The sequence below is a fragment of the Blastococcus sp. SYSU DS0510 genome (genome assembly GCF_054050835.1).
In genome coordinates, this window is the sequence record NZ_JBJHAC010000003.1 from 85,872 (window position 1) to 102,178 (window position 16,307).

A 16,307-nucleotide genomic window follows, 5' to 3' on the forward strand; every position below is an offset into this window, starting at 1 on the left:
GCCCCGTCCGGCGCCGCCGCCGTCGCACGCTGCTCCCGCCAGGTGCCGCGTCAGTTCTCCGGTGCCAGCTGGATGCGCTCCGTGCGGGTGTAGACGTTGCAGCCGTCACCGCGGAGGAAACCCACCAGGGTGATGCCGACCTCGCGGGCCAGCTCCACGGCCAGGGATGACGGCGCCGACACGGCCGCGAGCAGCGGGATCCCCGCCATCGCGGCCTTCTGGGTGAGCTCGAAGCTGGCCCGGCCGCTCACCATCAGCACCTGCCCGGCCAGGGGGAGCCGGCCCTCGCGGACGCCGTCGCCGATCACCTTGTCCACCGCGTTGTGCCGGCCGACGTCCTCGCGCAGGGCGAGCAGCTCCCCGTCCGCGGTGAAGAGGCCTGCGGCGTGCAGCCCACCGGTCTTGTCGAACACCTGCTGCGCGGCGCGGAGCCGGTCGGGCAGCGCCAGCAGCACCTCCAGGGGGAGCTCGACGGCGTCCGCGGCGACGTCGAAGGAGGTCTTGGTGCGGATGGCGTCGATGCTGGCCTTGCCGCAGACGCCGCAGGAGCTGGACGTGTAGAAGTTCCGCTCCAGGCCCGTGTCCGGCAGCGGCACGCCGGGCGCGAGGTCGACGTCGACGACGTTGTAGGTGTTGCGGCCGTCGGCGTCCACGGAGTCGCAGTAGCGCAGGCCGGCGACGTCGTCGGCGCCGCGGATCACGCCCTCGGTCGCGAGGAACCCGTGCACCAGGTCGAAGTCGTCGCCGGGCGTGCGCATGGTGATCGCCAGGGCGGTGCCGCCCAGACGGATCTCCAGCGGCTCCTCCGCGGCGACCGTGTCCGGCCTGGTGGTGTGCTGCGACCCGCGGATGCGCAGCACGGGGGTGCGGCTGGTGACTCGTCCCACGCGGGCGACGGTACCCATGCCGCGCGCCTACGGTGTCGGCGTGGACCCGCTGACCCCCTACTCGGCCGTGGTGCTGGCCGGTGGCCGGGCCGAGCGGCTGGGTGGGCAGGCCAAGCCCCAGCTGCGGGTGGGCGGCCGGACGATGCTCGGCGCCGTCCTGGACGCGGTGGCCGACGCGCGGCGCCGGGTGGTCGTCGGACCGGCGCAGGACCTCCCCCACGACGTCGTCCTCACCCGCGAGTCGCCGCCCGGCGCCGGGCCGGTGGCCGCCCTGCGCGCCGGGCTGGAGCAGGTGGGGACGGCGGCCGTCGTCGTCCTCGCCGCGGACCTCCCGTTCCTCACCGCCGACCTGGTCGCCGAGCTGCGCGGGCGACTGCGGCGCGACGGGGTGCTGGTGGTCGACGACACCGGCCGCGACCAGTTCCTCCTGGGCGCCTGGGACACCGCCGCCCTGCGCGCGGCCGTCGCGGACCCGGCCGCGCCCCGGGCCCTGCACCGGGTGGTGGCCGGGCTGGCCGTCGACCGCTTCCACCCGCCGGTCGCCCCCGGCCGGCCCGCGCCGTGGCTGGACTGCGACACCCCGGAGGAGCTCGCGCGGGCCCGGGCGGTAGCCGGCGGGGCTGCCGGGTAGGGCCACCGGCATGCGCATCGTGCTCGCCGGGGCCCACGGGCAGGTCGCCCGCCGCCTCGGCCGTCTGCTGTCCGGCCGGGGCGACACCGTCGTCGGCCTCGTCCGCAACCCCGACCACCGGGCCGACCTGGAGGCCGACGGCACGACGCCGGTGGTGCTCGACCTCGAATCGGCCTCGGTCGAGGAGGTGGCCGAGGTGGTCCGGGGCGCCGACGCCGTCGTCTTCGCCGCGGGCGCCGGCCCGGGCAGCGGGGCGGCCCGCAAGGACAGCGTGGACCGGGGCGCCGCGGTGCTGCTCGCCGACGCCGCCGAGCGCGCGGGCGTGCGCACCTACCTGCTGGTCTCCTCGATGGGCACCGACCTGGTGGCCGGCAGCGGCACGCCGGACGGGCTCGACGAGGTGTTCGCCGCCTACCTGCGGGCCAAGCTCGCCGCCGAGCAGGACCTGCTGGCGCGCCCCGGGCTGGCGGTCACGGTGCTGCGGCCGGGCGGGCTCACCGACGACCCCGGCTCGGGCCGGGTCACCCTCGAACGGCACGTCGAGCGTGGCGAGATCCCGCGCGACGACGTCGCCGCCGTGCTGCTGGAGTTCCTGGGCCACCCCCGCGACGGCGCGGTCGTCGAGCTCGTCGCCGGTGGGACGCCGATCGAGGACGCGGTCGCCGCGGTGCCCTGACCCGCTGCCCACCCCGGACCGGGCGTCAGCCGCCCCGCCGGGCCCGGGTCACACCGGTGCGGGCGGCGAGCTCGCTGTCGGCCGGGTAGTCGACAGCGAGCAGCGTCAGGCCGTGGGCGGGCGCGACCGGGACCTCGCCGGCGCGTTCGGACAGACGCAGCAGGCCGGCCGGCCAGTCGAGCGGGCGCCGGCCCTCACCGACCGCGACGAGGGCGCCGACGAGGCTGCGCACCATCGAGTGGCAGAACGCGTCGGCCGAGGCGTCGATGCGGACGACCTCGACGCCGGAGGCCTCCGCCACCCGGGAGACGGTCAGCCGCAGCAGGGTGCGGATGGTCGTCGCCCCTTCGCGCCGCCTGCAGTAGGCGGCGAAGTCTTTCTCACCGAGCAGCATGCCCGCGGCGAGGTCCATCGCCGCGTCGTCCAGCCGTCGGGGCCAGGCCACCGTGTCGGCGCGGCGCAGCGGCGGCGGGCCGGCCGGGTCGTCGGTCAACCGGTACGCGTAGTGACGGGCCAGCGCGCCGAACCGCGCGTCGAAGTCCGGGTGCGCCTCGGTGACCGAACGGACGACGACGTCCGGTGGCAGCACGCCGCGGAGCCGCCGGACCAGCTTCGCCGACTGCTCGGTCCACAGCTCCCGCGGTACGTCACAGTGCACGACCTGACCGGTGGCGTGCACGCCGGCGTCCGTGCGGCCGGCGACCGTCAGGTCCACGTCCCGGCGCAGCACCGTGGCGAGGCCGCGCTCGAGCTCGTCCTGGACGGTCCGCACCGCCGGCTGACGCGCCCACCCGTGGAAGCCGGTCCCGTCGTACTGCACCGCCAGGCGGAGACGGACGAGCCCGCCACCGGAATCGGTGGCGGGCTCGTCCTGCGGCGCCGTGCAGGTCTCGGCACCCGTGATTGGCGTGGTCAGCGGCCGGTCACTTCGGGTCGGGCGCGGAGTCGCCGCCCTGGTACTGCTGGCCGGCGGTGGCCGCGTCGCCGAGCTCGGCGGCCTCGACCTCGGCCGCGGCGGCGCGGGCCACCTCGGGCGAGAGGACCGGGTCGTCGACGACGACGGCGTTCTCCCGCTGCGGCTGCGGCGTCACGGCGCCGTCGTCCTGGCGCTCGCCGTCGGGGTTGTAGAGGTCGGTGACGACCTCCTGCGCCTCGTCGGTGACGCTGCCGTCGGTTACGGCGGGCGAGGTGTCGCCGCCGGGACCGGTGGTCTCACCCTCGAACGTGGCGCCCTGGTCGCCGCCACCGGCGGAGACGCCGGCCGCGCCCGCACCGGCGACGTTCTCGGGGTTGCTCATCGCGCGTCCGTGCCCTCGTCCTCGGCGGCCGGCGCCTCGGCGACGGTCTCCTCCGGGGTGTCCGCGCTGTCGGCCGAGTCGGCGCTGTCGACCGAGTCGGCGCTGTCGACCGAGTCGGTCGGCTCTACCGCGTCGGTCGGCTCGACCGCGTCCGCGGTGACCTCACCGGAGACGGCGGCCGCGCCGGCGCCGGAGGCGAACTGGGTGCCGCGGGCCCGCTCTGCCTCGCCGACGGCCTGCTGACCGACGGTCAGGGCCTCGACCAGCTCGATGACCGCCATGGGGGCGTTGTCGCCCTTGCGCGGACCGACCTTGGTGATGCGGGTGTAGCCACCGGGGCGGTTCTCGTAGCGAGGACCGATCTCGGCGAAGAGCGTGTGGACGACGTCCTTGTCACGGATGGTCGTCATCACCTGACGACGGGCGTGCAGGTCACCGCGCTTGGCGAAGGTCACCAGCTTCTCGGCCAGCGGACGCAGCCGCTTGGCCTTCGCCTCGGTGGTGGTGATCCGCCCGTGCTCGAACAGCGAGGTGGCCAGGTTGGCCAGCATCAGCCGCTCGTGCGCGGGGGACCCGCCGAGACGGGGGCCCTTGGTGGGGGTGGGCATGTCGGTCCTTCCTCAGGCGGCCGGGCGCTCGATGCCGGCTGCATCCGTGGTGCAAAGCGTCGGTGGTGCTCGTTCAGTGTCGCGCGTCGGGCACCGGTGCCGGACGGCGGGTCGCCCCGCCGCCCGGCCCGGCCCCGTCCCGGGTCCCGCCCTGAGCGTGCGCAGGGTGGGGAGGACGGGGTACTTCTAGAGCTGCTCGGTCTCCTGGTAGGAGCCGTCGTCGAACTGCGCCTGGTCGTAACCCGCGGCGTACTCGCCCGTGCCCTGGTAGGCGTCGGTCTCGTAGCCCTCGTCGTAGCTCTCGATCGAGGTGGGGATGAACCCGGGCGGGCTGTCCTTGAGGGCCAGACCCATGGCGGCCAGCTTCATCTTGACCTCGTCGATCGACTTGGCCCCGAAGTTCCGGATGTCCAGCAGGTCGGCCTCGGAACGGGTGACGAGCTCACCGACGGTGTGCACGCCCTCGCGCTTCAGGCAGTTGTAGGACCGGACGGTGAGGTCCATGTCCTCGATCGGCATCGAGAAGTTCGCGATGTCGGCGGCCTCGGCCGGGCTGGGCCCGACCTCGATGCCCTCGGCGTCGATGTTCAGCTCGCGCAGCAGGCCGAAGAGCTCCACCAGCGTCGACCCGGCCGACGCGATGGCGTCGCGCGGGGCGATGGAGGGCTTGGTCTCGACATCGACCACCAGGCGGTCGAAGTCGGTGCGCTGCTCGACACGGGTGGCCTCGACGGCGTACGTCACCTTGAGGACCGGCGAGTAGATCGAGTCGACGGGGATGCGACCGATCTCCTGGCCGGGCTGCTTGTTCTGCGGGGCCGGCACGTAGCCGCGGCCGCGCTCGACGACCAGCTCGATCTCCAGGCGGCCCTTCCCGTTGAGGGTCGCGATGTGCAGCTCGGGGTTGTGCACCTCGACCCCGGCCGGCGGCGCGATGTCCGCGGCGGTGACCTCACCCGGGCCCTGCTTGCGCAGGTACATGGTCACCGGCTCGTCGGAGTCGGAGCTGACCACCAGGCTCTTGAGGTTCAGGATGATCTCGGTGACGTCCTCCTTGACGCCCGGCACGGTGGTGAACTCGTGCAGGGTGCCCTCGATGCGGATGCTGGTGACAGCGGCACCGGGGATGGACGACAGCAGCGTGCGCCGCAGGGAGTTGCCGAGGGTGTAGCCGAAGCCCGGCTCGAGCGGCTCGATGACGAACCGCGAGCGCTGCTCCGAGATGGTCTCCTCGGTCAGCGTGGGGCGCTGTGCGATGAGCATTGCGTTTCTCCTCCAGATCCTCCGGCATCCGCCATATGACGCCGTGAGGGTGGTGCTGGCTCCGGCGGGCATCTGTCCGCCCGCCGGAGCCGTGGTGACGCGATGGAACGGCCCTCTGCAGGGTCCCACCGCGAGCGTGCGAGTGGTGGGGGGCAGAGGGGTCCTTCTACTTCGAGTAGAGCTCCACGATCAGCTGCTCCTGGACCGGGGTGTCGATCACCTGGCGGGCCGGGATGCCGTGGACCAGCACGCGCAGCTGGGTGCTGATGACCTCGAGCCACGGCGGCACAGGGCGCTCGCCGGCGCGGGCCTGGGCCACCTCGAACGGCATCATCGTGCGCGACTTCTCGGCCACCTCGACGATGTCGTTCTCGCTGACGCGGTAGGACGGGATGTCGACCTTGCGGCCGTTCACCCGGATGTGGCCGTGGCGCACCAGCTGGCGGGCCATGTCGCGGGACTCGGCGAAGCCGGCCCGGTAGACCACGTTGTCCAGCCGCGACTCGAGGATCTGCAGCAGGACCTCACCGGTCTTGCCCGTCTTGCGGTTGGCCTCTTCGTAGTAGCCGCGGAACTGCTTCTCCAGCACGCCGTAGATGCGGCGGGCCTTCTGCTTCTCGCGCAGCTGCAGCAGGTACTCGCTGTCCTTGCTGCGACCCCGCCCGTGCTCGCCCGGCGGGTACGGCCGGATCTCGATCGGGCACTTCGGGGACTCGCACTTGCTGCCCTTGAGGAACAGCTTCATCTTCTCGCGCCGGCACAGGCGGCAGTCGGCTCCGGTGTAACGGGCCACGTCAGGTACTCCTCGTTCGTCTCGTCAGTGGACCGCGGTCAGACCCGGCGGCGCTTCTTGGGGCGGCAGCCGTTGTGCGGCTGCGGCGTCACGTCCTGGATCTGACCGACCTCGAGGCCCGTGGCCTGCAGCGATCGGATCGCGGTCTCGCGGCCGGAGCCGGGACCCTTCACGAAGACGTCGACCTTGCGCATGCCGTGCTCCTGCGCCTTGCGGGCAGCGTTCTCGGCGGCCATCTGCGCGGCGAACGGCGTCGACTTGCGCGAGCCCTTGAAGCCCACGTGGCCGGCCGAGGCCCAGCTGATCACGTTCCCGGTCGGGTCGGTGATCGAGACGATCGTGTTGTTGAACGTGCTCTTGATGTGCGCAGCACCGTGAGCGACGTTCTTCTTCTCCTTGCGGCGGACCTTCTTGGCACCGGCCGCGGCGCGAGCCCTGGGAGGCATATGTCTGTCGAATCCTTTGTCTTTCGTGGCCTGGATCCGGTGAGGCTGCGTACGGGCCGCAAGCCGAGCCGGGGGGCACTCGAGGGGCGCCTGATCCGTGCACCTTTTCCGGGGGTGCACGGGGGCGGAGCCCCCGGGTGATTACTTCTTACCGGCCTTCTTCTTGCCGGCGATGGTCTTGCGCGGGCCCTTGCTCGAGCGCGCGTTGGTCTTGGTGCGCTGACCGTGCACCGGGAGACCGCGGCGGTGCCGCAGGCCCTGGTAGCAACCGATCTCCACCTTGCGACGGATGTCGGCGGCCACCTCGCGGCGCAGGTCACCCTCGACGCGGAAGTGCTCGTCGATGTAGTCGCGCAGCTTCAGCAGGTCCTCGTCACTGAGGTCCTTGGCGCGCAGGTCCGGGCTGACGCCCGTCGCGGCCAGGGTCTCCTTGGCGTGGTGCTTGCCGATGCCATAGATGTAGGTGAGCGCGATCTCCATCCGCTTCTCGCGGGGCAGGTCGACGCCAGCCAGTCGTGCCATGTTCAGGTACTCCCTCAGCCCTGGCGCTGCTTGTGCCGGGCGTTGTCGCAGATGACCATGACCCGGCCGTGCCGGCGGATCACCTTGCACTTGTCGCAGATCTTCTTCACCGACGGCTGGACCTTCACCGGTGCCGCCCCTCATTCCTCGAAATCGATGTGCCGGGACCCCGCACCACGTGCGGGTCCGCGACGGTCACTTGTAGCGGTAGACGATGCGACCGCGCGTCAGGTCGTAGGGCGAGAGCTCCACGACCACGCGGTCCTCGGGCAGGATGCGGATGTAGTGCTGCCGCATCTTGCCGCTGATGTGGGCGAGCACCCGGTGCCCGTTCTGCAGCTCGACCCGGAACATCGCGTTGGGCAGCGGCTCGACGACGCGACCCTCGACCTCGATGGCCCCGTCCTTCTTCGCCATGCCCTACACGCACTCCTTGACTCGGTGGTACTGGATCCTCGTGCGCCCGCGCCGGTACCCGGCTGGACGCGCTCGGAGATTGCAGATCGGGTGGTGCTGACGCTCTCGCAGAGGGCGCCCCGGGTCATGCGGCCACAGCACGACGACGGAGCGGCGCTAGCGCCACAGAAGATCGTACCCCCGTGCCCCACGAGTCACCAACCCGCCCCCGGAGTGACGACCCGCACCCCCGACGACGGGCTGGAGCGGCCCCGTCGCAGGGGCCCGCCGTGAGCGTGCGAACGGTGGGGGGCGACGGGGCCCTTCTAGGAGCGCGGCGTGATGCCGAACGGGGCGAGACCGGCGGCCCCGCCGTCCTCGGCGGTCAGGACCCACGGGCCCTCGGGGGTGATGGCCACCGTGTGCTCGAAGTGCGCGGCGCGCGACCCGTCCTTGGTGACGACGGTCCAGCCGTCCTCGAGCTCGACCGTCGCGGGGTCCCCCACCGTGACCATCGGCTCGATCGCCAGCGCCAGGCCGGGGACGAGCTTGGGGCCTCGACCCGGACGCCCGTAGTTGAGCACGTGCGGGTCCTGGTGCATCTCGGTCCCGATGCCGTGGCCGCCGTAGTTGTCGACGATCCCGTACGGGTGCTGCTCCCGGCGGATCTCCTGCTCGACCGCCGAGCTGATGTCGGTGAGCCGGCCCCCGGCCACCGCACGCGCGAGACCGGCCCACATCGAGCGCTCGGTCACGGCCATCAGCGCGGCGTCCTCCGCCGAGGGCTCTCCCACGGTCAGCGTCACGGCGGAATCGCCGTGCCACCCGTGGAGGATGGCCCCGCAGTCGATGGAGATGTTGTCGCCCTCGGCCAGGGCCCGGCTCGTGCTCGGGATGCCGTGCACGATCTCGTCGTTGATCGACGCGCAGATGCTGCCGGTGAAGCCGTGGTACCCGAGGAAGGACGGGACGGCGCCCGCGCTCCGGATGTGGTCCTCGGCGATCGCGTCCAGCTCCCCGGTGGTCACACCGGGCCGGATCGCGGCGCGGACCGCGGCGATGGCCCCCGCGACGACGAGGCCGGCGCCCCGCATCAGCTCGATCTCGTGCGCCGTCTTGATCTGGATCATGCGTCCACTCCACTTCGCGAGCAACGGAAGGCGGCCGAGGATGCCTGCCGTCATCTGCCGCGTCGCTCCTTCACCGCGCCCCGCCGTCCGGTCAGACGGCAGCCGGGTGACCGGACTCGCCGTCGGCACCGAGCGCACGCAGCGCCCGGGCCGTGACCTCCTCGACGGAGCCGATCGCGTCGATCCGCGCGAGCAGGCCCTCTCCCTCGTAGAAGCCCGACAGAGGCGCGGTCTGTTCCCGGTAGACCTTCAGGCGGTGCCGCACGGTCTCCGGCTTGTCGTCGTCCCGCTGCACCATCTCGCCGTCGACGAGCATCCGGCGTCCCGAGAGCCGGCGGACCAGCTCCTCCTCGTCCACGACCAGTTCGAGCACGCGGTCGAGCTTCTGACCGAGCTCGGCCAGCGACTCCCGGAGCTGCTCGGCCTGGGCGATCGTGCGGGGGAAGCCGTCGAGCAGGAAGCCCGCCGCGGCGTCGTCCTCGGCCAGCCGGTCCTTGACCATGGCGACCGTGATCTCGTCGGGGACGAGGTCGCCGGCGTCCATGTAGACCTTGGCCTTGCGGCCGAGCTCGGTCTGCCCGCTCACGTTCGCCCGGAAGATGTCACCCGTCGAGATCGCGGGGACGCCGAGCTTGCCGGCGATGATCTGCGCCTGGGTGCCCTTGCCCGCTCCGGGCGGCCCCAGGAGGACGACGCGCACTACTTCAGGAACCCTTCGTAGTTGCGCTGGTTGAGTTGCGTCTCGATCTGCTTCACCGTCTCCAACCCCACTCCGACCATGATCAGGACCGCGGTCCCACCGAACGGGAAGTTCTGGTTCTGGCCCTCCTGCGTGATCGACAGGAAGAGGTTCGGCAGGACGGCGACCAGGCCCAGGTAGATCGAGCCCGGAAGCGTGATCCGGGACAGGACGTACTGCAGGTACTCGGCGGTCGGGCGACCCGGGCGGATGCCGGGGATGAAGCCGCCGTAGCGCTTCATGTCGTCGGCCCGTTCCTCCGGGTTGAACGTGATCGACACGTAGAAGTACGTGAAGAAGATGATCATCGCGAAGTAGATCGCGACGTGCACCGGGCTGCTCTGGTCGATGACGTAGGTCTCGAAGAAGCGCCGGACCGCGCCCGTCTCGCTGCCCTGCAGCTGGGTGAGCAGCTGCGGCAGGTACAGCAGCGACGAGGCGAAGATGACCGGGATGACGCCGGCCTGGTTCACCTTCAGCGGGAGGTAGGTGGACGTGCCGCCGTACATGCGGCGCCCGACCATCCGCTTGGCGTACTGCACCGGGATGCGCCGCTGGGCCTGCTCGACGTAGACGACCGTGCCGATGATGACGACCGCGAAGGCGCACACGACGGCGAAGACCACGCCGCCGCGGGTCTGCAGGATCGCACCGCCCTCGGCCGGGATCCGGGCCGCGATCGAGGTGAAGATCAGCACGGACATGCCGTTGCCGATCCCCTTCTCGGTGAGGAGCTCGCCGAGCCACATGATCAGGGCCGTCCCGGCGGTCAGCGTGATCACCAGGATGATCGTCGTCCAGACCGACTGCGAGGGGATGATCTGCTCGCTGCAGTTCGGGAACAGCTGCCCGCTCCGGGCGAGGGCGATGATGCCGGTGCTCTGCAGGACGGCGAGCGCGATGGTGAGGTACCGGGTGTACTGGGTCAGCTTGGCCTGACCCGACTGCCCTTCCTTCTTCAGCTGCTCGAAGCGCGGGATCACCACCACCAGCAGCTGCACGATGATGCTCGCCGTGATGTACGGCATGATCCCGAGCGCGAACACCGAGAGCCGCAGCAGCGCGCCGCCGGAGAAGAGGTTCACCAGCGAGTAGAGGTCCCGCTGGTCGGAGGCCTGCGCCTGCTCCAGGCAGCTGTTGATCGCCTCGACCGAGACACCGGGGCCGGGGACCGCGGCCCCCAGCCGGTAGATGGCGATGATCGCCAGGGAGAACAGCAGCTTGCGCCGGAGGTCTGGCGTCCGGAACGCCGCGGCGAACGCCTGCAGCACGTGCCCTCCCCTGGTTCGGTCGAGTGAGGTTAGCAACGGGCCCGTCCCGCGGAGCGGGACGGGCCCGTGTCGATCCCCCCGGAGGGACGCGTCGCGGTCTGTCGACCGGTTCGGCCCTCCGGGGGATCCGTGTTCAGATGCGGGTGGTGCTGCCTCCGGCCGCGGCGATCTTCTCGGCCGCCGAGGCGGAGAAGGCGTTCGCGTGGACGTCGACCTTGACCCCGCCGAGCTCACCGGTACCGAGCACCTTGACCGGCTGGCCACGGCGCACCGCGCCGGCCTCGGCCAGGGTGTCCGGGTTGACCGGGCCGCCCTGCGGGAACAGCGCCGCGATCCGGTCGAGGTTGACGACCTGGAAGACGACCTTGTTGTTGTTCTTGAAGCCCGAGAGCTTGGGCAGCCGCATGTTCAGCGGGGTCTGCCCACCCTCGAACCGCGCGGCGACGGTGCCCCGCGCGCCGGTGCCCTTGGTACCGCGTCCGGCCGTCTTGCCCTTGGAGCCCTCACCGCGACCCACGCGGGTCTTCTTGGTGTGGGCGCCCGGGGCCGGCCGCAGGTGGTGGACCTTCAGTGTCATAGCGAGTCTTTCCTCAGACTTCTTCGACGGTGACCAGGTGCGGCACCGTCGCGACCATCCCGCGGATCTCGGGACGGTCCTCCTGGACGACCGAGTCGTTGATCCGCTTCAGCCCCAGCGAACGCAGCGTCTGACGCTGGTTCGGCTTGGTGCCGATGGCCGACTTGATCTGGGTCACCTTGAGCTGCGCCACGTCACACCCCCTGGCCCGCACGCGCACGCAGCATGGCGGCCGGGGCCACGTCCTCGAGGGGCAGACCGCGGCGGGCCGCGATCTCCTCGGGGCGGACGAGGTCCTTCAGCGCCTGCATGGTGGCGTGCACGATGTTGATCGGGTTCGACGAACCGAGGCTCTTGGAGAGCACGTCGTGGATCCCGGCGCACTCGAGCACGGCACGCACCGGCCCACCGGCGATGACACCGGTACCGGGGCTGGCCGGCTTCAGCAGCACGACGCCCGCCGCCGCCTCACCCTGCACGGGGTGCGGGATGGTGCTGGCGATGCGCGGCACCTTGTAGAAGTGCTTCTTGGCCTCCTCGACGCCCTTGGCGATCGCCGCGGGCACCTCCTTGGCCTTGCCGTAGCCGACGCCCACGGTGCCGTCACCGTCGCCCACGATCACCAGGGCGGTGAAGCTGAAGCGCCGACCACCCTTGACGACCTTGGACACGCGGTTGATGGCCACCACGCGCTCGATGTAGTTGCTCTTCTCGGCGGGCGCGCCCCCGGGGCCCCGCCCGCCGTCACGGCGGTCCCGGCGGTCGTTGCCGCCGCCGGCGCCGCCGCCGCGTCGCTGTGGTCCTGGCATCAGACGTCCCTCTCGATCTGCTCGCTCGTGCTGGTGGGGTGGGTGGTCATCAGAAGTCCAGCCCACCCTCGCGGGCACCGTCGGCCAGGGCGGCGATGCGCCCGGCGTAGCGGTTGCCCCCGCGGTCGAAGACGACCGCCGTGATGCCGGCGGCCTTCGCGCGCTCGGCCACCAGGCCACCGACCTGACGGGCCAGGGCGGACTTGTCGCCCTCGGCGCCGCGCAGGCTGGCGTCCATGGTGGAGGCGCTCACCACGGTGCGACCGACGGTGTCGTCGACGATCTGCACGTGGATGTGGCGCGCGCTGCGCTTGACCACCAGGCGCGGACGCTCCGGCGTGCCGGAGACCCGCTTGCGCAGCCGGTTGTGCCGACGAAGCCGCGAGACGCGGCGCGCCGTGCTGATGTCGGTGCCGACGGGCTTGCGGCCGCCGGCGCTCTTCCCGTTCGTGGGAGCAGTTGCCTGAGCCATCACTTACCCGTCTTCCCGACCTTGCGCTTGACGACCTCGCCCTGGTACCGCACACCCTTGCCCTTGTACGGGTCGGGCTTGCGGATCTTGCGGATCTTGGCCGCCACCTCACCGACCAGCTGCTTGTCGATGCCGCTGACCCGGAGGCGGGTCGGGGACTCGACAGCGAAGGTGATGCCCTCCGGGGCCTTCACCGGCACGGGGTGGCTGAAGCCCAGGGCGAACTCGAGGTCCGAGCCGCGAGCCTGGACGCGGTAACCGACGCCGACGATCTCGAGGGTCTTGGTGTAGCCCTCGGTGACGCCGGTGATCATGTTGGCGATCAGAGTCCGCGAGAGCCCGTGCAGGGCGCGGTTCTGCCGCTCGTCGTTGGGGCGCTGGACCCGCAGCGTGCCGTCCTCGTCGCGCTCGACGGTGATCGGCGCGGCGACCGTGTGGCTGAGAGCGCCCTTGGGTCCCTTCACGCTGACCGTCTGACCGTCGATGGCGACGTCCACACCACCGGGCACGGCGATCGGGAGTCGTCCGATCCGTGACATCTTCGCTCGCTCCTCTTACCAGACGTAGGCGAGGACTTCCCCACCCACGCCCTTCTTGTTCGCCTGCTTGTCGGTCAGCAGCCCGGTCGAGGTCGAGATGATCGCCACGCCGAGACCGCCGAGCACCTTGGGCAGTGCGGTGGACTTCGCGTACACCCGCAGACCGGGCTTGGAGACCCGGCGGACCCCCGCGATGCTGCGCTCGCGGTTGGGGCCGTACTTCAGGTCGATGACCAGCTGCTTGAAGGGGTTGCCGTCCTTGTCGACGTCGTCGACGCGCCAGCCGGCGATGTAGCCCTCCTGCTGGAGGATCTCGGCGATGTGCGTCTTCAGCTTCGACGACGGCATGACCGCGGAGTCGTGGTACGCCTGGTTGGCGTTGCGCAGACGCGTCAGCATGTCTGCGATCGGATCGGTCATCGTCATGACGTGAGTGGTGCCTCTCTCGCCGCGGTTCCTCGTGCGCCGGGTCTCAGGGACTTGGCGCCGGGCCTCTCGGCGATCAGTAACGGAATGGAACGGCTCGGCTGCAGGGACCCGCGGCGCGCGAAGCGTGTCGTGGGGCGCAGCCGAGTCCTTCTACCAGGAGCTCTTGCGGACGCCGGGGAGCTCCCCGGCGTGAGCCATCTCCCGCAGGCAGATCCGGCACAGGCCGAACTTGCGGAAGACCGAGTGCGGGCGACCGCACCGCTGGCAGCGGGTGTAGCCGCGCACCTTGAACTTGGGGGTGCGAGCTGCCTTGTTGATCAGCGCCTTCTTGGCCATCTCTTCTCTCCTGCCCGGCTCAGCGGACGGTCGTGATGACGGGCTGGCCGGCGAAGGGGAAGCCGAGCTGGCGGAGCAGCTCGCGACCCTCCTCGTCGTTGGTCGCGGTCGTGACCAGCGTGATGTCCATGCCGCGGGGACGGTCGATCTTGTCGACGTCGATCTCGCGGAACATCGACTGCTCGGTCAGGCCGAACGTGTAGTTGCCGTTGCCGTCGAACTGCTTGGCGTTGAGGCCGCGGAAGTCACGGATGCGGGGCAGGGCGAGCGACAGCAGGCGGTCGAGGAACTCCCACATGCGGTCGCCGCGGAGGGTGACCTTCGCGCCGATGGGCATGCCCTCGCGGAGCTTGAACTGCGCGATGGACTTGCGGGCCCGGACGACAGCCGGCTTCTGGCCGGTGATGGCGGTGAGGTCGCGGACCGCGCCGTCCATCAGCTTCGCGTCGCGGGTGGCCTCGCCGACGCCCATGTTGACGACGATCTTCGTCAGGCGCGGGATCTGCATGACGTTCTCGTAGCCGAACTCCGACTGGAGGGCGGGCACGATCGTCTCGCGGTAGTGGGCGAGCATGCGGGGCAGCTCACGGGTGGGTGCGCTCATGAGGTTCAGAGGTCCTTACCGGTGCGCCGCGAGACCCGGATGCTGCGGCCTTCCTCGTCCTTGCGGTAGCCGACCCGGGTCGGCTTCTCCTCGGAGTCGACCACCATCACGTTGCTCACGTGGATGGGCGCCTCCTGCGTGACGATCCCGCCCTGCTGGGCGCCGCGCTGGTTCGAGCTGATGCGGGTGTGCTTGCGCACGCGGCCGACACCCTCGACCAGCACGCGCTGGAGCTTGGGGTAGGCGGCGATGACACGCCCCTTCGCGCCCTTGTCCTTGCCGGACAGCACGAGGACGGTGTCGCCCTTCTTGACCTTCATCGACGGCGTCTTGCCGTTGCTGGCAGCAGCCATGATCACAGCACCTCCGGGGCGAGCGAGATGATCCGCATGAAGCGCTTGTCGCGGAGCTCCCGGCCGACGGGCCCGAAGATGCGCGTACCGCGCGGGTCGCCGCTGTCGCGGATGATGACAGCGGCGTTCTCGTCGAAGCGGATGTAGGAGCCGTCGGGACGACGCCGCTCCTTCACCGTGCGGACGACGACGGCCTTGACCACGTCGCCCTTCTTGACGCCGGCACCCGGCAGCGCGTCCTTCACGGTGCCGACGATGACGTCGCCGATGCCCGCGTAGCGTCGCCCGGAGCCACCGAGAACCCGGATGCAGAGGATCTCCTTCGCACCGGTGTTGTCGGCGACTCGCAGCCGCGACTCCTGCTGGATCACGTCCTACTCCCCAATACTTGTGGTGACAGCCGGGCCGGAACGGTGAACCGGCTGTCCGGCACTCGCGTGCGGACGCACCGGCGGCTGCTGCCGCCGGTGCGTCCGAAGCACGGGTACCGGGATGCGGCGCGCGACCCCCGTCGAGCGGTGGGGTGCGCGCCAGTCGTTCAGGGTACTCCTACCCGTCGCGTCCCTGCCGGGCCGCCTCCTGCTGGGCTTACTTGGCCTTCTCGATGACCTCGACCAGCCGCCACCGCTTGGTGGCCGACGTCGGCCGGGTCTCCATGATCTGCACGCGGTCACCGACGCCGGCGACCCCCTGCTCGTCGTGGGCCTTCAGCTTGCTGGTCCGCCGGATGACCTTGCCGTACAGGCCGTGCTTCACGCGGTCCTCGACCTCGACGACGATGGTCTTCTCCATCTTGTCGCTGACGACGAGGCCCTCGCGGACCTTGCGGTAGCCACGGCCGGCCAGTCCGGGGCCGGACGACTGCTGGGTCTCGCTCATGCCACACCCTCGCTCGGGGCGACCGAGAGACCCAGCTCGCGCTCGCGCATGATCGTGTAGATCCGGGCGATGTCGCGGCGGACGGTCTGCAGTCGCCGGTTGTTGTCCAGCTGGCCGGTGGCCACCTGGAACCGCAGGTTGAACAGTTCTTCCTTCGACTCGCGCAGCCGCGCGGCGAGCTCATCCGCGGAGAGCTCGCGCAGCTCGGGAGCGGTCAGACCAGCGGCCATCACACTTCTCCTTCACGCGTGATGAAGCGGCACTTCATCGGCAGCTTGTGGATCGCGCGGCGCATGGCCTCGCGGGCCACGGGCTCGGCGACACCGGACAGCTCGAACAGCACGCGGCCGGGCTTGACGTTGGCCACCCACCACTCGGGCGAGCCCTTACCGGAGCCCATGCGGGTCTCGGCGGGCTTCTTGGTCAGCGGACGGTCGGGGTAGATCGAGATCCACACCTTTCCGCCACGACGGATGTGCCGGGTCATCGCGATACGCGCCGACTCGATCTGCCGGTTGGTCACGTACGCCGGCTCCAGGGCCTGGATGGCGTACTCACCGAAGTTGATCTCGGTGCCGCCCTTGGCCCGGCCGGTGCGGCTCGGGTGGTGCTGCTTGCGGTGCTTGACGCGCCGTGGGATGAGCATGGC

General features: G+C 71.0%; 28 protein-coding genes. 2 read left to right on the plus strand and 26 right to left on the minus strand.

Going from position 1 to position 16,307, the window contains the following annotated elements; translation table 11 throughout:
* Positions 1–50: 50 nt before the first annotated feature.
* Complete coding sequence (gene fdhD / locus ACI79P_RS03475) at positions 51–887, minus strand: formate dehydrogenase accessory sulfurtransferase FdhD (RefSeq protein ID WP_456579650.1); 837 nt, start codon at positions 885–887, stop codon at positions 51–53.
* Between the two features lie 40 nt (positions 888–927).
* On the opposite strand from fdhD, the gene mobA reads away from it, so the two are divergent.
* Entirely contained in the window at positions 928–1,518 is a 591-nt protein-coding gene (gene mobA / locus ACI79P_RS03480) for a molybdenum cofactor guanylyltransferase (RefSeq protein ID WP_456579651.1), read from the plus strand.
* 10 nt (positions 1,519–1,528) lie between these two features.
* Positions 1,529–2,194 carry an NAD(P)H-binding protein gene (locus tag ACI79P_RS03485; RefSeq protein WP_456579652.1) on the plus strand — a complete coding sequence of 222 codons (666 nt, stop codon included), beginning with the start codon at positions 1,529–1,531 and terminating at the stop codon, positions 2,192–2,194.
* Between the two features lie 25 nt (positions 2,195–2,219).
* Here the strand turns inward: ACI79P_RS03485 and truA are convergent, their stop codons facing one another.
* The 25 genes from truA to rplP all read right to left on the minus strand — a co-directional run bounded on the left by truA (position 2,220) and on the right by rplP (position 16,304).
* On the minus strand, positions 2,220–3,014 hold the full coding sequence (truA, locus tag ACI79P_RS03490) for a tRNA pseudouridine(38-40) synthase TruA (protein ID WP_456579653.1): 795 nt from the start codon (positions 3,012–3,014) through the stop codon (positions 2,220–2,222).
* A 103-nt stretch (positions 3,015–3,117) separates the two neighbouring features.
* A complete protein-coding gene (locus ACI79P_RS03495) occupies positions 3,118–3,492 on the minus strand; it encodes a hypothetical protein (protein WP_456579654.1) in 375 nt (124 codons plus the stop codon).
* Positions 3,489–4,100 carry a 50S ribosomal protein L17 gene (rplQ, locus tag ACI79P_RS03500; RefSeq protein WP_456579655.1) on the minus strand — a complete coding sequence of 204 codons (612 nt, stop codon included), beginning with the start codon at positions 4,098–4,100 and terminating at the stop codon, positions 3,489–3,491. The genes ACI79P_RS03495 and rplQ overlap by 4 nt, the downstream gene beginning before the upstream one ends.
* 186 nt (positions 4,101–4,286) lie before the next feature.
* On the minus strand, positions 4,287–5,363 hold the full coding sequence (locus tag ACI79P_RS03505) for a DNA-directed RNA polymerase subunit alpha (protein WP_456579656.1): 1,077 nt from the start codon (positions 5,361–5,363) through the stop codon (positions 4,287–4,289).
* A gap of 166 nt (positions 5,364–5,529) precedes the next feature.
* Positions 5,530–6,156 (minus strand): 30S ribosomal protein S4, encoded by a 627-nt coding sequence (gene rpsD / locus ACI79P_RS03510; RefSeq protein ID WP_456579657.1) that lies wholly within the window; start codon positions 6,154–6,156, stop codon positions 5,530–5,532.
* Between the two features lie 38 nt (positions 6,157–6,194).
* Complete coding sequence (rpsK, locus tag ACI79P_RS03515; protein ID WP_012950456.1) at positions 6,195–6,602, minus strand: 30S ribosomal protein S11; 408 nt, start codon at positions 6,600–6,602, stop codon at positions 6,195–6,197.
* Positions 6,603–6,743: 141 nt separating this feature from the next.
* Positions 6,744–7,124: a 30S ribosomal protein S13 gene (gene rpsM / locus ACI79P_RS03520; RefSeq protein WP_104527727.1), complete on the minus strand. Its 381-nt coding sequence runs from the start codon at positions 7,122–7,124 to the stop codon at positions 6,744–6,746.
* 14 nt (positions 7,125–7,138) lie between these two features.
* Positions 7,139–7,252 (minus strand): 50S ribosomal protein L36, encoded by a 114-nt coding sequence (gene rpmJ, locus ACI79P_RS03525; RefSeq protein WP_012950458.1) that lies wholly within the window; start codon positions 7,250–7,252, stop codon positions 7,139–7,141.
* Positions 7,253–7,319: 67 nt separating this feature from the next.
* The gene (gene infA, locus ACI79P_RS03530) at positions 7,320–7,541 is read right to left on the minus strand and encodes a translation initiation factor IF-1 (protein ID WP_012950459.1); all 222 of its coding nucleotides are present in this window, start codon (positions 7,539–7,541) and stop codon (positions 7,320–7,322) included.
* A 305-nt stretch (positions 7,542–7,846) separates the two neighbouring features.
* On the minus strand, positions 7,847–8,650 hold the full coding sequence (gene map / locus ACI79P_RS03535; RefSeq protein ID WP_456579658.1) for a type I methionyl aminopeptidase: 804 nt from the start codon (positions 8,648–8,650) through the stop codon (positions 7,847–7,849).
* A 91-nt stretch (positions 8,651–8,741) separates the two neighbouring features.
* Positions 8,742–9,350, minus strand: a complete 609-nt coding sequence (locus tag ACI79P_RS03540; RefSeq protein ID WP_456579659.1) for an adenylate kinase — start codon at positions 9,348–9,350, stop codon at positions 8,742–8,744.
* Complete coding sequence (secY, locus tag ACI79P_RS03545) at positions 9,350–10,660, minus strand: preprotein translocase subunit SecY (RefSeq protein WP_456579660.1); 1,311 nt, start codon at positions 10,658–10,660, stop codon at positions 9,350–9,352. The genes ACI79P_RS03540 and secY overlap by 1 nt, the downstream gene beginning before the upstream one ends.
* A gap of 133 nt (positions 10,661–10,793) precedes the next feature.
* Positions 10,794–11,237, minus strand: a complete 444-nt coding sequence (gene rplO / locus ACI79P_RS03550; protein ID WP_456579661.1) for a 50S ribosomal protein L15 — start codon at positions 11,235–11,237, stop codon at positions 10,794–10,796.
* Between the two features lie 13 nt (positions 11,238–11,250).
* Positions 11,251–11,430 carry a 50S ribosomal protein L30 gene (gene rpmD / locus ACI79P_RS03555; protein ID WP_113811322.1) on the minus strand — a complete coding sequence of 60 codons (180 nt, stop codon included), beginning with the start codon at positions 11,428–11,430 and terminating at the stop codon, positions 11,251–11,253.
* Position 11,431: 1 nt separating this feature from the next.
* The gene (rpsE, locus tag ACI79P_RS03560) at positions 11,432–12,046 is read right to left on the minus strand and encodes a 30S ribosomal protein S5 (protein ID WP_026857030.1); all 615 of its coding nucleotides are present in this window, start codon (positions 12,044–12,046) and stop codon (positions 11,432–11,434) included.
* A gap of 49 nt (positions 12,047–12,095) precedes the next feature.
* Entirely contained in the window at positions 12,096–12,518 is a 423-nt protein-coding gene (gene rplR / locus ACI79P_RS03565; protein WP_456579662.1) for a 50S ribosomal protein L18, read from the minus strand.
* A complete protein-coding gene (gene rplF, locus ACI79P_RS03570) occupies positions 12,518–13,057 on the minus strand; it encodes a 50S ribosomal protein L6 (RefSeq protein ID WP_456579663.1) in 540 nt (179 codons plus the stop codon). The genes rplR and rplF overlap by 1 nt, the downstream gene beginning before the upstream one ends.
* 15 nt (positions 13,058–13,072) lie before the next feature.
* Positions 13,073–13,477 carry a 30S ribosomal protein S8 gene (gene rpsH / locus ACI79P_RS03575; protein WP_456579664.1) on the minus strand — a complete coding sequence of 135 codons (405 nt, stop codon included), beginning with the start codon at positions 13,475–13,477 and terminating at the stop codon, positions 13,073–13,075.
* Between the two features lie 159 nt (positions 13,478–13,636).
* On the minus strand, positions 13,637–13,822 hold the full coding sequence (locus ACI79P_RS03580; protein ID WP_091929101.1) for a type Z 30S ribosomal protein S14: 186 nt from the start codon (positions 13,820–13,822) through the stop codon (positions 13,637–13,639).
* Positions 13,823–13,841: 19 nt separating this feature from the next.
* Positions 13,842–14,426 (minus strand): 50S ribosomal protein L5, encoded by a 585-nt coding sequence (gene rplE / locus ACI79P_RS03585; RefSeq protein WP_456560347.1) that lies wholly within the window; start codon positions 14,424–14,426, stop codon positions 13,842–13,844.
* A gap of 5 nt (positions 14,427–14,431) precedes the next feature.
* Entirely contained in the window at positions 14,432–14,779 is a 348-nt protein-coding gene (rplX, locus tag ACI79P_RS03590; protein ID WP_456579665.1) for a 50S ribosomal protein L24, read from the minus strand.
* Between the two features lie 2 nt (positions 14,780–14,781).
* The gene (rplN, locus tag ACI79P_RS03595; RefSeq protein WP_091929103.1) at positions 14,782–15,150 is read right to left on the minus strand and encodes a 50S ribosomal protein L14; all 369 of its coding nucleotides are present in this window, start codon (positions 15,148–15,150) and stop codon (positions 14,782–14,784) included.
* Positions 15,151–15,367: 217 nt separating this feature from the next.
* Complete coding sequence (rpsQ, locus tag ACI79P_RS03600) at positions 15,368–15,658, minus strand: 30S ribosomal protein S17 (protein ID WP_236825793.1); 291 nt, start codon at positions 15,656–15,658, stop codon at positions 15,368–15,370.
* On the minus strand, positions 15,655–15,888 hold the full coding sequence (gene rpmC, locus ACI79P_RS03605; RefSeq protein ID WP_456579666.1) for a 50S ribosomal protein L29: 234 nt from the start codon (positions 15,886–15,888) through the stop codon (positions 15,655–15,657). Before rpmC ends, rpsQ begins: the two co-directional genes overlap by 4 nt.
* Entirely contained in the window at positions 15,888–16,304 is a 417-nt protein-coding gene (gene rplP / locus ACI79P_RS03610; RefSeq protein ID WP_456579667.1) for a 50S ribosomal protein L16, read from the minus strand. The genes rpmC and rplP overlap by 1 nt, the downstream gene beginning before the upstream one ends.
* Positions 16,305–16,307: the final 3 nt, after the last annotated feature.